General features: G+C 68.7%; 16 protein-coding genes, 1 tRNA gene and 1 pseudogene. 13 read left to right on the top strand and 5 right to left on the bottom strand.

Features of this window, described 5'->3' with window-relative positions:
- Window positions 1–175 precede the first annotated feature (175 nt).
- The 10 genes and pseudogenes from C4313_RS06120 (at window position 176) to C4313_RS06165 (ending at window position 7,238) form a co-directional block, all read left to right on the top strand.
- Window positions 176–250 (top strand) — tRNA-Gln (locus tag C4313_RS06120).
- A 73-nt stretch (window positions 251–323) separates the two neighbouring features.
- Window positions 324–659 carry a 50S ribosomal protein L21 gene (gene rplU, locus C4313_RS06125; protein ID WP_352428985.1) on the top strand — a complete coding sequence of 112 codons (336 nt, stop codon included), beginning with the start codon at window positions 324–326 and terminating at the stop codon, window positions 657–659.
- Window positions 660–688: 29 nt separating this feature from the next.
- Window positions 689–979, top strand: coding sequence for a 50S ribosomal protein L27 (gene rpmA / locus C4313_RS06130; protein WP_352428986.1), 291 nt, complete (start codon window positions 689–691; stop codon window positions 977–979).
- A 2-nt stretch (window positions 980–981) separates the two neighbouring features.
- Window positions 982–1,188: pseudogene (rpmE, locus tag C4313_RS06135) on the top strand (50S ribosomal protein L31); the annotation flags it as partial.
- Window positions 1,189–1,465: 277 nt separating this feature from the next.
- On the top strand, window positions 1,466–2,041 hold the full coding sequence (locus tag C4313_RS06140) for a thymidine kinase (protein ID WP_352428987.1): 576 nt from the start codon (window positions 1,466–1,468) through the stop codon (window positions 2,039–2,041).
- A gap of 60 nt (window positions 2,042–2,101) precedes the next feature.
- Complete coding sequence (hpt, locus tag C4313_RS06145; protein ID WP_352428988.1) at window positions 2,102–2,707, top strand: hypoxanthine phosphoribosyltransferase; 606 nt, start codon at window positions 2,102–2,104, stop codon at window positions 2,705–2,707.
- 250 nt (window positions 2,708–2,957) lie between these two features.
- Entirely contained in the window at window positions 2,958–4,085 is a 1,128-nt protein-coding gene (locus C4313_RS06150) for a saccharopine dehydrogenase family protein (RefSeq protein WP_352428989.1), read from the top strand.
- A 40-nt stretch (window positions 4,086–4,125) separates the two neighbouring features.
- Window positions 4,126–5,475, top strand: coding sequence for a guanitoxin biosynthesis PLP-dependent transaminase GntE (gntE, locus tag C4313_RS06155; protein WP_352428990.1), 1,350 nt, complete (start codon window positions 4,126–4,128; stop codon window positions 5,473–5,475).
- A gap of 22 nt (window positions 5,476–5,497) precedes the next feature.
- A complete protein-coding gene (locus tag C4313_RS06160) occupies window positions 5,498–6,091 on the top strand; it encodes a macro domain-containing protein (RefSeq protein ID WP_352428991.1) in 594 nt (197 codons plus the stop codon).
- A 160-nt stretch (window positions 6,092–6,251) separates the two neighbouring features.
- The gene (locus C4313_RS06165; protein WP_352428992.1) at window positions 6,252–7,238 is read left to right on the top strand and encodes a serine/threonine-protein kinase; all 987 of its coding nucleotides are present in this window, start codon (window positions 6,252–6,254) and stop codon (window positions 7,236–7,238) included.
- Window positions 7,239–7,299: 61 nt separating this feature from the next.
- On the opposite strand, the gene gcvPB is transcribed toward C4313_RS06165, so the two are convergent.
- Genes gcvPB through C4313_RS06190 form a run of 5 tightly spaced genes read right to left on the bottom strand, consistent with a single transcriptional unit; the run spans window position 7,300 to window position 12,359 of the window.
- A complete protein-coding gene (gene gcvPB / locus C4313_RS06170) occupies window positions 7,300–8,778 on the bottom strand; it encodes an aminomethyl-transferring glycine dehydrogenase subunit GcvPB (RefSeq protein ID WP_352428993.1) in 1,479 nt (492 codons plus the stop codon).
- Window positions 8,779–8,814: 36 nt separating this feature from the next.
- A complete protein-coding gene (gcvPA, locus tag C4313_RS06175; RefSeq protein WP_352428994.1) occupies window positions 8,815–10,200 on the bottom strand; it encodes an aminomethyl-transferring glycine dehydrogenase subunit GcvPA in 1,386 nt (461 codons plus the stop codon).
- 46 nt (window positions 10,201–10,246) lie between these two features.
- Window positions 10,247–10,636, bottom strand: coding sequence for a glycine cleavage system protein GcvH (gene gcvH, locus C4313_RS06180; RefSeq protein WP_352428995.1), 390 nt, complete (start codon window positions 10,634–10,636; stop codon window positions 10,247–10,249).
- 35 nt (window positions 10,637–10,671) lie between these two features.
- On the bottom strand, window positions 10,672–11,634 hold the full coding sequence (locus tag C4313_RS06185) for a class I SAM-dependent methyltransferase (protein ID WP_352428996.1): 963 nt from the start codon (window positions 11,632–11,634) through the stop codon (window positions 10,672–10,674).
- Window positions 11,635–11,651: 17 nt separating this feature from the next.
- Window positions 11,652–12,359: a polyprenol monophosphomannose synthase gene (locus C4313_RS06190; protein WP_352428997.1), complete on the bottom strand. Its 708-nt coding sequence runs from the start codon at window positions 12,357–12,359 to the stop codon at window positions 11,652–11,654.
- 129 nt (window positions 12,360–12,488) lie between these two features.
- On the opposite strand from C4313_RS06190, the gene rpsU reads away from it, so the two are divergent.
- The 3 genes from rpsU (at window position 12,489) to C4313_RS06205 (ending at window position 14,629) form a co-directional block, all read left to right on the top strand.
- Window positions 12,489–12,710 carry a 30S ribosomal protein S21 gene (rpsU, locus tag C4313_RS06195; protein ID WP_503012453.1) on the top strand — a complete coding sequence of 74 codons (222 nt, stop codon included), beginning with the start codon at window positions 12,489–12,491 and terminating at the stop codon, window positions 12,708–12,710.
- Window positions 12,711–13,010: 300 nt separating this feature from the next.
- Window positions 13,011–13,976: a sensor histidine kinase gene (locus C4313_RS06200; protein WP_352428998.1), complete on the top strand. Its 966-nt coding sequence runs from the start codon at window positions 13,011–13,013 to the stop codon at window positions 13,974–13,976.
- The gene (locus C4313_RS06205) at window positions 13,970–14,629 is read left to right on the top strand and encodes a response regulator (RefSeq protein WP_352428999.1); all 660 of its coding nucleotides are present in this window, start codon (window positions 13,970–13,972) and stop codon (window positions 14,627–14,629) included. The genes C4313_RS06200 and C4313_RS06205 overlap by 7 nt, the downstream gene beginning before the upstream one ends.
- The last annotated feature ends 165 nt before the right edge of the window (window positions 14,630–14,794 follow it).

The following is a 14,794-nucleotide window of genomic DNA, read 5'->3' on the forward strand; positions in this document are numbered from 1 at the left end:
GCAACCGCCTCCTCAACCCCGAAGCCCTCACCGCCCACGGCCTCACCCCCATCACGCCGTGACCGCCCCACGACCCTCACGCCAGGCTCCCTTTGTCTGGCGTCTGCACCGCGATGGTCTGCGAACCCCGCCCTTGACCGGGGGGACGTTCCCTGTGTAAAATGAAGGACGGCCCTGCGGGGTGGTGTAAGGGGCAACACACCGGACTCTGGATCCGGGTATGGAGGTTCGAGTCCTCCCCCCGCAGCCAGTCCGGCAAGGGAAGGGCCGCCCGGCGCGGCCCTTTCTTCATCATCGGCGCCAGATCCTTCGGGAGGTCCATCGTGTTCGCCGTCATCGAACTGGGTGGGCATCAATATCGTGTCCGGGTCGGCGATCGGATCCAGGTGGAGAAACTCCCCCTCGCGGCCGGCGAGGCCGTGGAGATCGACCGCGTCCTGATGGTCGGGGAAGGGGACCAGGTGCAGATCGGACGGCCTGTGGTGCCGGAGGCCCGGGTGCGGGCCACGGTGCTGGGGCACGTCAAAGGCGAGAAGATCATCGTCTTCAAGTACCGGCCTGGGGCCAAGCGCTATCGGCGCAAGCAGGGCCACCGGCAGACCTACACGGTCCTGCGCGTGGACGCCATCCAGGTCGGCGCGGTCCCCGTTCAAGGTTGAACGAAGAAGAAGAAAGAGAGGAGGCGATCATGGCCCACAAGAAGGGCGGCGGCGCCAGCCGGAACGGACGGGACAGCGAGTCCAAGCGCCGCGGCGTCAAGCGGTTCGACGGTCATTTCGTGCGGGCCGGCAACATCCTGGTCCGCCAGTGCGGCACCCGGATCTACCCCGGCCACAACGTGGGGATGGGCCGGGACTACACCCTGTTCGCGCTGATCGACGGCTATGTGCGCTTCGAGCCGATGCGCGGGGGGCGCAAGCGGGTGAGCGTGTATCCGCACCCCGTGACCCCCGACGGCGCGGCCCAAGCTGGGAGGTGACGATGAAGCCGGGGATCCATCCGACGTGGTATCCCAACGCCCAGGTGATCTGCGCCTGCGGCAACACCTGGACCACCGGCGCGACGGTGCCGGTGGTCCGCACCGATGTTTGCTCCAAATGCCACCCCTTCTTCACCGGCGAGCAGCGCATCGTCGACAAAGAAGGACAGGTGGACCGCTTCATGCGGCGCCTGAGCGCCCGCGACGAGGAATACCTCAAGGCGCGGGCGGAGCGGGCCCAGCGCCGCAAACGCAAGCAGGCGGTGATCGAGGTGGTCGAGGAGCCCGAGGCGCTCCTCGAGACCCTGGAGGGCAGCGAGGAAGAAGGATGATATCGGCGGGCGGGCCCTGGCGGCCAGCTCGCCGGTTTTCCCAGCCAGACGCGGCTGTGCTCCGGACATCAACCGACCCTGAGAAGAGGTGGCCGCCTCCATGGAGGCGAGAACGGCACAGGATCTGCGGCCCCTGGGGATCGGGGAGGCCGCCATGGACCGTAAACGGAGCGGCTGGGTGGAGGTGATCTGCGGGTGCATGTTCAGCGGCAAGACCGAGGAACTCATCCGCCGGCTCCGCCGCGCCCAGATCGCCCGCCAGCAGGTCCAGGTGTTCAAGCCCGCCATCGACACTCGCTACAGCGTGGAGCGGGTGCGTTCCCACAACGGCATGGACATCGAGGCCATCCCGGTGCCCCACGCCCGGGCCATCCTGGAGCATCTCCAGCCGGAGACCACCGTGGTGGGTATCGATGAGGCCCAATTCTTCGACTGGGAGATCGCCGAGGTGGTCCAGGAACTGGCCGAGCGGGGGATCCGGGTGATCGTGGCGGGGCTGGATATGGATTTCCGGGGCGAGCCTTTCGGGCCCATGCCGCTCCTCATGGCCCAGGCCGAGCGCGTCGATAAACTCCACGCCATCTGCGTGGTCTGCGGGGCGCCAGCCACCCGAACCCAACGCCTGATCGATGGGCGGCCGGCCCGTTACGACGACCCGGTGATCCTGGTCGGCGGGAGCGAGACCTACGAGGCCCGCTGCCGTCGGTGCCATGTGGTCCCCCGGGATTGAGCAGGCATCGCGGGGGCCCTCGGAGGGCCCGCTGCCGGCTCCGAGGATGGAGGCCTGAGTATGGAACCATCCATGGAGGGACCAGATCGCTGGGGGTGCGCGCACCTGATCGAGCAGGTGCTGATCCCTGCCGAAGCGTTACAGCGCCGCATCGCCGAACTGGGCGCCCAGATCTCCCGAGATTACGCGGGCAAGGATCTGATCCTGGTCTGCGTGTTGAAGGGCGGCGTGGTGTTCCTCACCGACCTCATGCGCCACATCACCATCCCGCACGAGATCGACTTCATGGCCATCACCAGTTACGGCGTCGGCGCCCGTCAGTCCACCGGGGTGGTGCGCATCCTCATGGACCTGCAAACCAACATCGAGGGCCGCCACGTCCTCATCGTCGAGGACATCGTGGACAGCGGCCGGACCCTGGATCACATCCTGCGGCTGCTGTGGACCCGGAACCCCGCCACCCTGCGGGTGTGCGCCCTTCTGAACAAGAAGGCCCGCCGCGAAATCGACGTCCCCCTGGACTACGTGGGCTTCGAGATCCCCAACGTCTTCGTCTTCGGCTACGGCCTCGACCTGGACGAGAAGTTCCGCAACCTCCCCTTCGTCGCCGTGCTCAAGCCGGAGGCCCTAGAGGCCATCGCGGCCGAGGCCGGAGAGGCCGGATGAGAGCCTGGGGGCCCTTGCCCGGGCCCGGCGGGGCCGCCTAAAATAGGCGACGAAGCCGATCCTTCAGCCCGGGGGCCAGGCATGAGACCATCCATGGGTTCCGGCGGGCCTGCACGGCGCTCGGCCGCGCCCCGCATGCGGCGCTGCCATTTCTGGGTCATCTGGGCGACGGCGGACTGTTGACTCCCTGAGGATCCCCCCGGCTGTCTGCTCCGGCCTCATCTCCTGAATTTCCCCAAGGAAGGAGGCCATGCGCGTCTTGGCCTTAGGAGGGGCAGGGGCGGTGGCCCGTGAGGCCACCCGCGACCTCTGCCGATCCGGCGAGGCCATCCGCGAGATCGTGATCGCCGACATCGACCCCGCCAAGGCGGAGGGCCTCGCCCGCGATCTGGGCGACCCGCGGGTGCGGGTCGTCCCCGTAGACGTGCGCGACGAGGAGGCCCTGGTCCGCCTGATCCGCGGCTTCGACGTGGTGATGAACGGCCTCCCCTTCGCCTACGACGTGCTGGTCACCCGCGCCTGCGTCGAGGCCGGCGTCAGCGGGGTGGATCTGGCCTTCGACGAGGCGCAGTTCGATCTGGACGAGGCCGCCCGGGCGAAGGGCGTGGTGTTCATCGCCGGCGTGGGCGCCACCCCGGGCACGACCAACGTGATGGCCGCCTACGCTGCCCGACAACTGGATCAGGTGGAGGCGGTGGAGATCGCCTTCGCCGCCTTCCGATGCCTAGCCCCCTCCCCCGGCCTGCTCCGCACCACCCTCTGGGAGTTCAACCCCGAGGAGCCGGAGCGGGCGATGGTCTACTGGGAGGAAGGGGCCTGGCATCCGGCCCCGCCCTTCTCCGGGGAGAAGCGGGCGCGCTTCCACGAGCAGATCGGCGAACAGACCGTTTACTACGTGCCCCACGACGAGGCCCGGACCATGCCCCGCAGCTTCCCGGGGGTGCGCCGGGTGGCCGTCCGGGGGTGCTTTCCGCCCCCCGTGATGCAGGCGATGCGCGCCCTCTACGATCTGGGCGCCCTCTCTTCCACCCCGGTCCCCATGGACGGAGGGTCCTGGCCGGCCATCGATGTGGTCGCTCGCCTCCTGGCCGCTCTCCCCGCCTCCCGGCGGAACGAGCGCTGGGCCTACGGGCTGGTGGTGGAGGTCCACGGCCGGCAGGGCGGGCGGCCCCGCACCTTCGTCCTGCGCAACCGGCATCCGCCCCAGGAGGTCTGGGGCGGCGAGGCCGCCTACTACCGGAACATCGGGGCCCAGATGATCGCCCGCGGGGAGATCCCCGCCCGCGGCGTGGTCCCCCCCGAGCGGGCGATCCCCCCGGAGCGGTTCTTCGAGGAACTGGCCCGGCGGGGGATCCAGATCGAGATGGCTGAAGCATAGCGGCAGGCGTCCATACGAACACCCGAAACAGGAGGAGCCCATGCGCCATTGGCCGAAGACCCGAGAACGGTTCCGCCGTGCGAAGGAAGTGATGCCCTGGGGGGTAACCTCCAACTTCCGCTACTGGGGCGACGAAGAGACCATGGTGGTGAGCCGGGGCGAAGGGCCCTACATCTATGATATGGACGGCAACCGATATGTGGACTACCGCCTGGGCTACGGCCCGGTGATCCTGGGGCACGGCCACTCCACGGTGGTGGAACGGGTGAGCCAGGCCATCCGGGATGGAGTGATCTTCGCCGCGACCACAGAATGGGAGATCCGGGCGGCGGAGCGGATCATCCGGATGACGGGCGTGGACATGGTGCGGTTCTCCAACTCGGGGACCGAGGCGACCATGCACGCCCTGCGCATCGCCAGGGCCTACACCGGGCGGGAGAAGGTGATCAAGTTCGAGGGGCAGTATCACGGCCACCACGATTACTTGCTCTTCTCCACGGCCATGGCCCTGCGGCAGGCCATGGGCAGCCGCCGCCATCCTATCCCGGTCACCGCCAGCTCGGGCATCCCCCGCGTCATCGCCGACCTGGTCATCACCCTGCCCTTCAACGATTTCGAGGCCGTGGAGCGCACAGTGAAGGCCAAATGGGGGGACATCGCCGCCATCATCGTCGAGCCCATGCTGGGCAACAGCGCGGCCATCATGCCCCACCCCGAGTTCCTTCCCTTCCTGCGGCGCCTGTGCGATGAATACGGGATCGTGCTGATCTTTGACGAGGTCAAGACCGGGTTCCGCATCGCCCGGGGCGGCGCCCAGGAATACTTCGGGGTGCGGGCCGACCTGGCCACCTATGCCAAGGCCATGGGCAACGGCTTCCCCATCTCGGCCATCGGGGGCCGCCGGGAGATCATGATGACCATCGAGCCGGGGGCGGTGGCCCACGCCGGGACCTACAACGGCAACGTGGTGGGAACGGCCGCCGCCGACGCCACCCTGGAGGTCCTGGAGACCACCGACGCCCTGGAGCGGGCTGCCCGGGCCGGCGAGCGGCTGATGCGGGGGATCAGCGAGATCCTGACCGAGGCCGGCATCCCCCACGCCGTCTCCGGACATCCCAACATGTTCAGCTTCCTGTTGAACTTCGAGGGGACCCCCCGCGATCACCGCGACACCATGCGCAGCGACATCGAACTCTACGCGGAGATCGGGCTGGCCTGCTACGAGCGCGGGGTGATGTTCGAGGTGGATCCACGGGAGCCGTGGTTCACCTCGGCCGCCCATACCCCCGAGGTGGTCGACGAGACCCTCAACCGGTTCGCCGACGCCGTGCGCGCCGTCCTCAAAGGCCGGCGCCTCGGGCCGGCCGAGATCACCGCGGTGGGCAAGTAGCCAGAAGGAGGCCGGCCCAACCATGGCCCGCCGCAACCGCGTGGTCGGCGAGACGACCCTCCCCTCCGGCCATCGCCTCGTCCTCGTGCACGGTGATCTCACCGAGGAGGAAGCCGAGGCCCTGGTCAACGCGGCCAACGCCTGGCTGCAGCACGGGGGCGGCGTGGCCGGGGCCCTCGTCCGCAAAGGCGGTCCCCAGATCCAGGAGGAAAGCACGGAATGGGTGCGCCGGCACGGCCCCCTCCCGGTCGGCGGCGTGGCCATCACCGGGGCGGGGCGCCTGAAGGCGCGGGCGATCCTCCACGTAGTCGGCCCCGTGTGGGCCGGCGGGGACCAGGGGGAGGACCGCATGCTGGCGGAGGCGATCCGAAACGTCCTGGAGACGGCCCGGCAGCAGGGTTACCGGCGCATCGCCATGCCGGCCATCAGCACCGGCATCTTCGGGTTCCCGAAGGAGCGGGCGGCCCCCCTCTTTTGGGAAACCATCGCCGCCTTCGCCGCCGCCCACCCCGGTGAGCCGCCCCATGAGATCCGGCTGGTCCTTCTTGACGAGGCCACCCTGCAGCCCTTCGAAGCCGCCTTCCGGGCCCGCTTCGAAGGCCCAGGGCCCGGATAAAAACCCTCCCCGGCCGCCGTCGCACCGGGCGGGAGGGCGGCGCCGGCCCAGCGCCTCCTTCCTGCCGGGCTTTTTCCTCGGAAACCAAGCCCGAGCCCCCACGGTTTTCGGTTTAAAATGAGAGAAGACGCCCCACGGAGATCTGGAGAAGAGGGCCGCCATGCTCAAGCCGGGGACGCTGCTCCACAGCCGCTATAAGATCCTGCGCCCCATCGGCCGAGGCGGGATGGGCGCCGTCTACGAAGCCGAGGACACCCTGCTGGAGGGCCGTCGCTGCGCCGTCAAGGAGGTCCTCCTCGGCCTCGAGGTGGACCCCGCCGATCGGGAACAAGCCCGTCTGCAGTTCTATCGGGAGGCCAGCGTCCTGGCCCGGCTGGACCACCCCAACCTCCCCAAGGTCTCCGATTACTTCTCCGAGGGGGATCGGGATTATTTGGTGATGGACTTCGTGCCGGGGCGCGATTTGAAGGAGATCATCGACGAGGCACGGGCGAGCGGCCGCTTCCTGGACGAGCGCACGGTCCTGGACTGGGCGGACCAGTTGTGCGACGCCCTGGATTACATGCACCGGCAGAACCCGCCGGTGCTCCATCGGGACATCAAGCCCTCCAACATCAAACTCACCCCCGAAGGGCGCATCAAACTGGTGGACTTCGGCCTGGTGAAGATCCTGAGCCCCGACGAGCACCGCACCATCACCGTGCTGCAAGGGCGGGGGACAGCGGCCTATACCCCCCTGGAGCAATACGGCGGGGATGCGGAGCACACCGATGCGCGCTCGGACATCTACGCCCTGGGGGCGACCCTCTACCATCTGCTGACCAACACCCCGCCCCCCGACGCCCGGCAACGGTTCCTCCAGCCGGACTGTTTGATCCCGCCCCGGGCACTGAACCCCCGCATCTCCCCCCGGGTGGAGCGGGCGATCCTGAGCGCCATGGCCATGCATCCAAATGACCGCCCGCCGAGCGTGGCCGCCTTCCGGGCGATGTTGCGGGGGAGCCCTCCCCCCGGCCCCCCGGCGGCGGTCTGGGCCCCACCGGAGACCCCGTGGGAGGTCCTGTGGGGGCGTCAGCGGACCCTGGCCCTGCTGGCCCTAGGCGCGTTCCTCCTGGCCTTGGCCGCCACCCTGTGGGGCCGGCCCTAAAGGGGGAGCCTCCGGGCCCCGAAATCTCCGGGGCGACCGCAAAGCCCCGCGCACCCCGGCTTCACACAGGGGTGGGGCGCGGCTCCGGCGCCGCGCTGTAGCGAAGGATCAACTGGCGGGCCGCGCGGGCCTCATCCAGGCGCCGCACCGGTGTGGTGTGGGGGGCTGTCTGCACCTGGCCCGGGTCCGTCCGCGCCTCCTCCGCGATCCGTCGCATGGCCTCCACGAAGGCGTCCAGCGTCGCCTTGCTCTCTGTCTCTGTGGGCTCGATCATCAACGCCTCCGGGACGATCAACGGGAAGTAATTGGTCGGCGGATGGAAGCCGTAATCCATCAGCCGCTTGGAGATATCTAGGGCGCGGATCGGCGTCCCGGGCACCTTCCCCATGATCACGAACTCATGCTTACAGAGACGGTCGTAAGGCACAGGGTAGAGATCCCGCAGGCGGGCCAGCAGGTAATTGGCGTTCAACACGGCTGCCTCGGAGACCTCCCGCAGCCGTGGACCGTGCATCCGGATGTAGGTGTAAGCCCGGACGAAGACGCCGAAGTGGCCATGGAAAGCCCGCACCCGGCCGATGCTCCGCTCCGGCCAGACGAAGGTGTAAACCGGCTCGTCTGGGTGCACCGTCCGCTCCCGGTCGATGGCCACCAGGGGACCTGGGAGATACGGAGCCAGCCGCTCGTTGGCCCCGATGGGGCCGGCCCCCGGCCCGCCTCCCCCATGGGGCGTGCTGAAGGTCTTGTGCAGGTTGTAGTGCATCACGTCGAACCCCATCTCCCCGGGCTTGCAGATCCCCAGCAGGGCGTTCATGTTGGCCCCATCCCCGTAGATCAGCCCGCCGCACCGGTGGACCAGTTCGATGGCCTCCAACAGGTTCTCGTCGAACAACCCCAGGGTGTTGGGGTTGGTGATCATCAGGCCGGCCACCGTCTCGTCGCACTCCCGGCGCAGGGCGTCCAGGTCGATGTTCCCCCGCCGATCCGAGGGGATGTTCACCACCCGCAGGCCGGCCATGGCCGAGGAGGCTGGGTTGGTGCCGTGGGCGGAATCAGGGATCAGCATCTTGATCCGCTTCTTCCCCTCCCCCCGGTCCCGGTGGTAGGCCCGGATCATAAGGATGCCGGCCAGTTCCCCCTGGGAGCCCGCCGCCGGCTGCAGAGAGACCGCGGCGAAGCCGCCGATCTCCTTCAGAAACTCCTGCAGGTGATACATCAAAGCCAGGGCCCCCTGCACGGTCTCAGGATCCTGATACGGGTGGAGGCGGGCGAAGCCGGGCAGGCGAGCCACCTCCTCATTGATCTTCGGATTGTATTTCATGGTGCAAGACCCCAGGGGGTAGAAACCCTTGTCCACCCCGTAGTTCATCTGGGAGAGCCGGAGGAAATGGCGGACCACGTCCACTTCGCTGACCTCCGGCAGGGGAAGGTCCTCCCGCAGGAAGCCCTCCGGCAGGGGGGCTTCGGGGACGTCCGGCTCGGGCAGCGCAATGCCCCGCCGGCCGGGGACCGAGTATTCAAAGATCAGGGGCTCCGGCATGGGCCACCTCCTGAGAGCGACGAAGGCGAAGCGACCTCACAACGCGGCGGCGCCGATCTCCGCCAGGGCCTCTACCAGGGCGTCCAGTTCCTCGCGGGTGTTCATCTCGGTGGCGCACAGCAACATATGGCCTTCCAGGGCGGGATCCGCCCGGCCGAGATCGTAGCCCCCGATGATCTGATAGTCCTCATAGAGGAGACGCAGGACCTCCGGGACAGGACGGGGGAGCCGCACCACGAACTCGTGGAAGAAAGGATGCTCCCGCCAGACCTCGTGACCAGGCAGGGCGGCGATGCGATCGGCCAGATAGTGGGCTTTGTGGTAGCACAGCCGGGCCACCTGACGGAGCCCGTGCCGGCCCAGGGCCGAGAGATAGATGGTGGCCGCCAGGGCCATCAGGCCGACGTTGGTGGTGATGTTGCTGGTGGCCTTCTCCCGACGGATGTGCTGCTCCCGGGTGGAGAGGGTGAGCACGTAGCCCCGCCGGCCCTCCCCATCCACCGTCTCCCCGACCAGACGCCCCGGCAACTGGCGCACGAAGGCCATGCGGGTAGCCATCAGCCCCAGATACGGCCCCCCGAAACTCAGGGGGATGCCCAGGGGCTGCCCCTCGCCCACCACGATGTCCGCCCCCCACGCGCCTGGCGGCTCAAAGAGGGCCAGGGCGATAGGGTTGATCACAGCGATGAGAAAGGCGCCCGCCCGGTGGACTCGCTCGGCAGTCTCCCGCAGGCGCGCGGGCGGAAGCACCCGCCCCAGGAAGTCCGGGTAAGGCACCACCAGCGCCGCCGTTTTCGCGTCCAGGCGGCCCTCCAGATCCTCCAGCAACGCCAGCGGCTGGCGGAGGCGCTCCAGAGGCTGCGGCTCATCGCCCTCCAGACGGACGTCCAGATGTTGGACGTAGGTGCGAACCACGGCCCGGTATTCCGGGTGCAAGGTGGGGAAGAGCAGCACCTTGGGGCGCTCCCCCTGGGTCAGGCGGAGGGCCATCAACACCGCCTCGGCCAGGGCGGAGGAGCCATCGTAATGGCTGGCGTTGGCCACCTCCATCCCCGTGAGGGCGCAGACCATGGATTGAAACTCGAACATCGCCTGGAGCGTCCCCTGGCTCACCTCGGGCTGGTAAGGGGTGTAGGCGGTGTAGAACTCGCCGCGCCGCAGCAGTTCGTCCACCACGGCGGGGATGAAATGGTGATAGGCCCCCGCCCCCAAGAAGCAGGCATATTGGCCGACGTGGGCGTTGGCCTCCGCGAGGGCCTCCAGTTCCCAGCGGGCCTCGAGTTCGGTCAGGGGCTCTGGAAGGTTCAGCGGGGGGAAGCGATAGGCCTCCGGGACGTCGGCGAAGAGGTCCCCGATGCGCTCCACGCCGATGACCCGAAGCATCTCTTGGCGCTCCGCTTCGGTGTGTGGGAGGAACCGCATGACCGCCTCCGGTTCGAGGGGGTGCCGGAAGGGCTCCGCCGCCCCCTCAATGGGCGCGGGCCTCGCAGTGGGCGCGATAGGCCGCGGCGTCCATCAGGGTCTCGTATTCCGCGAGGTTGCTAGGCCGGAAGCGGATCAGCCAGGCCCGCCCGTAGGGATCCTGGTTCACCCATTCCGGGTTCTGGGTCAGCTCCGTGTTGACCGCTGTGATCGTCCCGCTCATCGGCATGTAGAGATCGGCGGCGGCCTTCACGGATTCGATGGTGCCGAAGACCTCCCCCTTCTGGAACGTGCGGCCGACCTCGGGGAGCTCCACATAAACCACGTCGGAGAGCTGGCTCTGGGCGTAATCGGTGACGCCGCAGACAGCCTCCTCGCCCTCCAGGCGGACCCACTCATCGGACTCGGTGTAGCGCAGATCGGGCGGGATGTTCATGGCGACCTCCGGCATGGGAGGGATCCATCCCCATTCTAAGCGGGCCATGAGGAGGGGGCAACCGGGCCAGCTTTGGGGACGCGGGCCTCTTCCTCCGCTGGCTTCCAAGCGTAGGCGGTGAAGAGATCCCCCAGGTTGATATGGACCGGCAGGCCCTCGAGATGGACCAGGCGGATGACCGCCGCGAGGGCCATCCCCAGCCGGGGGAAGAGGGCCCGGAGCCGCGAGGCCAGGTAGCCCAGGCGTAGGTAGCGCCCCTGGACCGTGGCGCTATGGAACCGGAAACCAGCCTTCTCCAGCATCGCCCGGAGGGTACGGCGGGAGAAGTAATAGAGATGCATCTCCATCAGCCATGGCCATCGGGGTCCCAGCAAGCGGGCGAAGGGGCTTTCGATGTCCATGGTGTGGATCACCATCCACCCCCCCGGCTTCAGGATACGATGCACTTCGCGGAGCTCCCCCAGCGGATCCGTCAGGTGCTCGATGACGTCCCACATGGTGACCACATCGAACCAGGCGTCCGGGAAGGCGGCCTCCCGTAGCGTCCCCTCCACCACCCGCAGCCCCCGGGAGCGGGCGACGCCGACCGCCCACCGGGAGGGCTCCACCCCCCACGCCTCCCAACCGTGGGCCGCGGCGATCTCCAGGAACACGCCGATGTGGCAGCCGACATCCAGCAGCCGCCGCCCCCGCCCTGGCCCGACCAACCGTTCGATCGGCCGAAGGTGGCGCTCAAAGGTCAGCACCCGCCCTTCCCGCTCCAGCACATACAGCGGGTCCTCGAGGGCCCGATAGGTTCCGGTGATCTCCCCCGCCTCGCAGCGGGGGTTGGCGTAAACCAGACCGCAATCCACACATTGGACGATGGGCGGATGGATCCCGTAACCGTTGCTGGTGCACCGGAAGTCGGCCGCGCTGCCGCGGCGGCGGGAGAGGGTGCTGGGGAAACGCAGGCGGGCGCGGGAGGAACCACACAGGTTGCAGGCCACAAACTCCACGGCAGCCCCCCACGCCCTCAAAGCGGCCGGCGGTCCAGGGCCAGGCGCATGACGGTGAGCCAGGCGCGCCAGATCTCGCGCCGGGAGACCTTGGAGCGGCCGCGGCGGCGGTCCCGGAAGGTGATGGGCACCTCGGCGATCCGGAACCCCGCCCGCTGCACCCGATAGGTGATCTCGATGAGGAACGCATAGCCCTCGGCCCGGATGGTCTCCGGACGGACGGCCCGCAGCACCTCGGGGCGATAACACCGGAAGCCGGCCGTGACATCCCGCGGGGCCAGCCCCAGCATGGTTCTGGCGAAGCGGTTCGCCCCCCGGCTCAGCAGGCGCCGGTGCCACGGGCTGTCGACCACCCGGCCGCCCCGCACGTAGCGCGAGCCGATGACCATATCGGCCTCGGCGCTGCCCCGGAGGAGATCCGGGAGGGCCGCCGGGTCGTGGGAGAAGTCCGCGTCCATCGTCAGGATGCGGTCGTAGCCCCGCTCCAGGCCGAACCGGAAGCCGGCGACGTGGGCGGTGCCCAGGCCCAGCTTCGCCGGCCGGTGGATGCCGTGCACCCGAGGATCCCGCGCGGCCATGGCGGCCACGATCGCCCCCGTGCCGTCGGGTGAGTTGTCGTCCACCACCACCACCTCGAGGGAGAGCGGCAGGCTCAGGACGGCGTGGACCAGCGCCTCGATGTTCTCCCGCTCGTTGTAGGTCGGAATCACCACCAGGCTGCGCATGCCATCAGCCTCCCGGGATCAGGGATCGCCTCGTCATTGTAACGCGATCCCACCCCGGCCCCGGGAGCCGGTTGACAGGGCCTCCAACGGGCCCGTATAATGAGAGCGGGAATCTCACTGCGAAAGGGGGTGAGCGCGTTGGCCCGGGTGATCATCGAGGAAGGCGAGTCCTTCGAGTCGGCTCTCAAACGGTTCAACAAGCAGATCCAGGCCGACAAACTGCTGTCGGAGCTGCGCCGCCGGCGCTATTATGAGCCGCCCAGCGTCATCCGCAAGCGCAAGAAGGCGGCCAAGCTGCGCAAGAGCCGGCGGACCACCCTGAAGGCCCTGCGGGCGGCGGGCCTGCTGTAAGGGCCCACCCGCGCAGCCCAGGGTCCGGCCCCCCGCCAGGACGGCGGGGAAGCGGTGGGGGGGGTGTTTTGGAGGGAGCAAAGGGGCGGGTTCTCTTCCCGCCCTTTTGTTTTTCAAAACAACGGTCCCGCTCCGATCCGCGGAAAAGGGCAAACCCGAGGGAATTGGGGTGACCGACGCAAGGCCTCCCTGGCGATCGTCATCGCGGCCAGGCGCCGTCGCCTTCCACGCCGTTCATCACCGCCCACCGGCCGCGCCGCCCTTCGGCGCCTGGGGGCCACGGGCTATGGAGGAGATCCCATGCGGGAAGGGATCGGTCCAGAGGCCGTCGGACGGGAATTGGTCCGGCTGGCTGTGAAAGTCGCCGGGGCCCAGGGGGGATGGTTGATCGCCGCCCCGGGGGTGCTGGGGCCTGGGGAGCGCCTGGTCGTCGCTGAGCCGGAGGGGATAGCCCCCGCTGGCGGGCCCCAGCGGGTTTTCCCCCTGGAAGAAGGCGGGCAGCCCCTGGGCGCCCTTCACCTGTTCTGGTCGGGCCCAGAGGCGGGGGATCCCGATCCGACCGTCTGGGAGCCGGTCCGACGGTTGGCGGTGGTGATGTTGCAACTGATGCGTGAGCAACAGGCCTCCCGGCGCCTGCTCCACATCCAGGAGCAGGAACTCTGTCGCATCGTCCTGGACATCCACGATGGCCCAGTTCAGGAGATCTTCGCCGCCCTCTCACAGATCCAACTCGCCCTGCAAGAAAGGCCGCGGCGTCCCCCCCAACGGCACCGGCTGGAGCAGGCGGCCCGGCTCCTCGAGCAGGCCCTGGCGGAGATCCGGACCTTCATCGGCGCCTTTCGCCCCCCGGAGTTCGAGCAACGCCCTCTCCTGGCCATGGTCCACGGCTTGATCCTCCAACACGAGATCCTGACCGGCCACGAGGTCCTCCTGGAGGTGGAGGGGACGTTGCCCACCCCGCCTCTCCCGGTCAAGATCGCCCTCTACCGTCTGCTCCAGGAGGCCCTCAACAACGCCGCCCGCTACTCCGGGGTCTCCCGTTACGTGGTGCGCTTGCGGGGGGAGCCCGGCGGCCTCTGGCTGGAGGTCCGCGACGAGGGCCAAGGGTTCAACCCCCAGGTGTTCCTCGATGAACGCTCGGCGGAGGCGGCTCGCCACTTCGGGCTCCGCGGGATGCGGGATCGCGCGGAGCTGCTGGGCGGCCGCTTTGAGATCGAGAGCGTCCCCGGCCGTGGGACCCGGGTTCGGGTGTGGTTGCCATGCTGAAAGGGAAAGCCCACCGACGGATCCGCGTGGTGCTGGCGGATGACCATCCCTTGGTGCTGGAGGGCCTCCAGGCCATGCTCCGGGCCGCCGCCGACATCGAGGTCGTGGCCGCGGTGACCGATGGGGAGGATCTGATCCCTGTGGTGGCGCAGGCGCGCCCCGATGTGGTGGTGCTGGACCTCCAAATGCCCGGCCTTTCTGGATGGGAATGCCTCCGGCGGATCCGGGAGGTCAGCCCGGGGACCCGCGTCCTGATCCTCACCGCCTTCGGGGATGGGGAGTTCATCCAGATGGCCATCGAGCAGGAGGCCGATGGCTTCGTGCTGAAGACCGAGCCGCCGCAACAGACGCTCACGGCCATCCGGCAGGTGGCCCAGGGCCACTTGGTCTTTCCCCAGGCGGCCCGGCGCTGGCTGCGCTCCCGTGCCCCGGAGGGCCTCGCCGCCTTGACCGAGCGGGAGCGCGAGATCTTGGCCCTGGTGGCCCAGGGGCTTCGCAACGAACAGATCGCCCGCCGCCTGGGCCTGAAGCTCTCCACGGTGAAGTTCCATCTCCAAAACATCTTCCAGAAACTGGGGGTCCGTAACCGCACCGAGGCCGCTCGCTTCTACCTTACCGCTCGTTCCGGTCGCCCCCTGGACCCCTCTCCTTGACCGACGGGAGTCCCTCCCCACGACGGGGTCTCCCCCGTCGAACGGCGGGGAGGGCGGCCGATCCAACGATCGGCCCCTTCCCTTACGTTCTTCCGTTGTGCGACAAATCCCTACCCGCGATCATGAGGGCGCCGACCGGATGCAACGGGTGTCGGGCTGGAGGGC

It is taken from the genome of Thermoflexus sp., from assembly GCF_040289485.1.
Taxonomy (GTDB): Bacteria; Chloroflexota; Anaerolineae; order Thermoflexales; family Thermoflexaceae; genus Thermoflexus.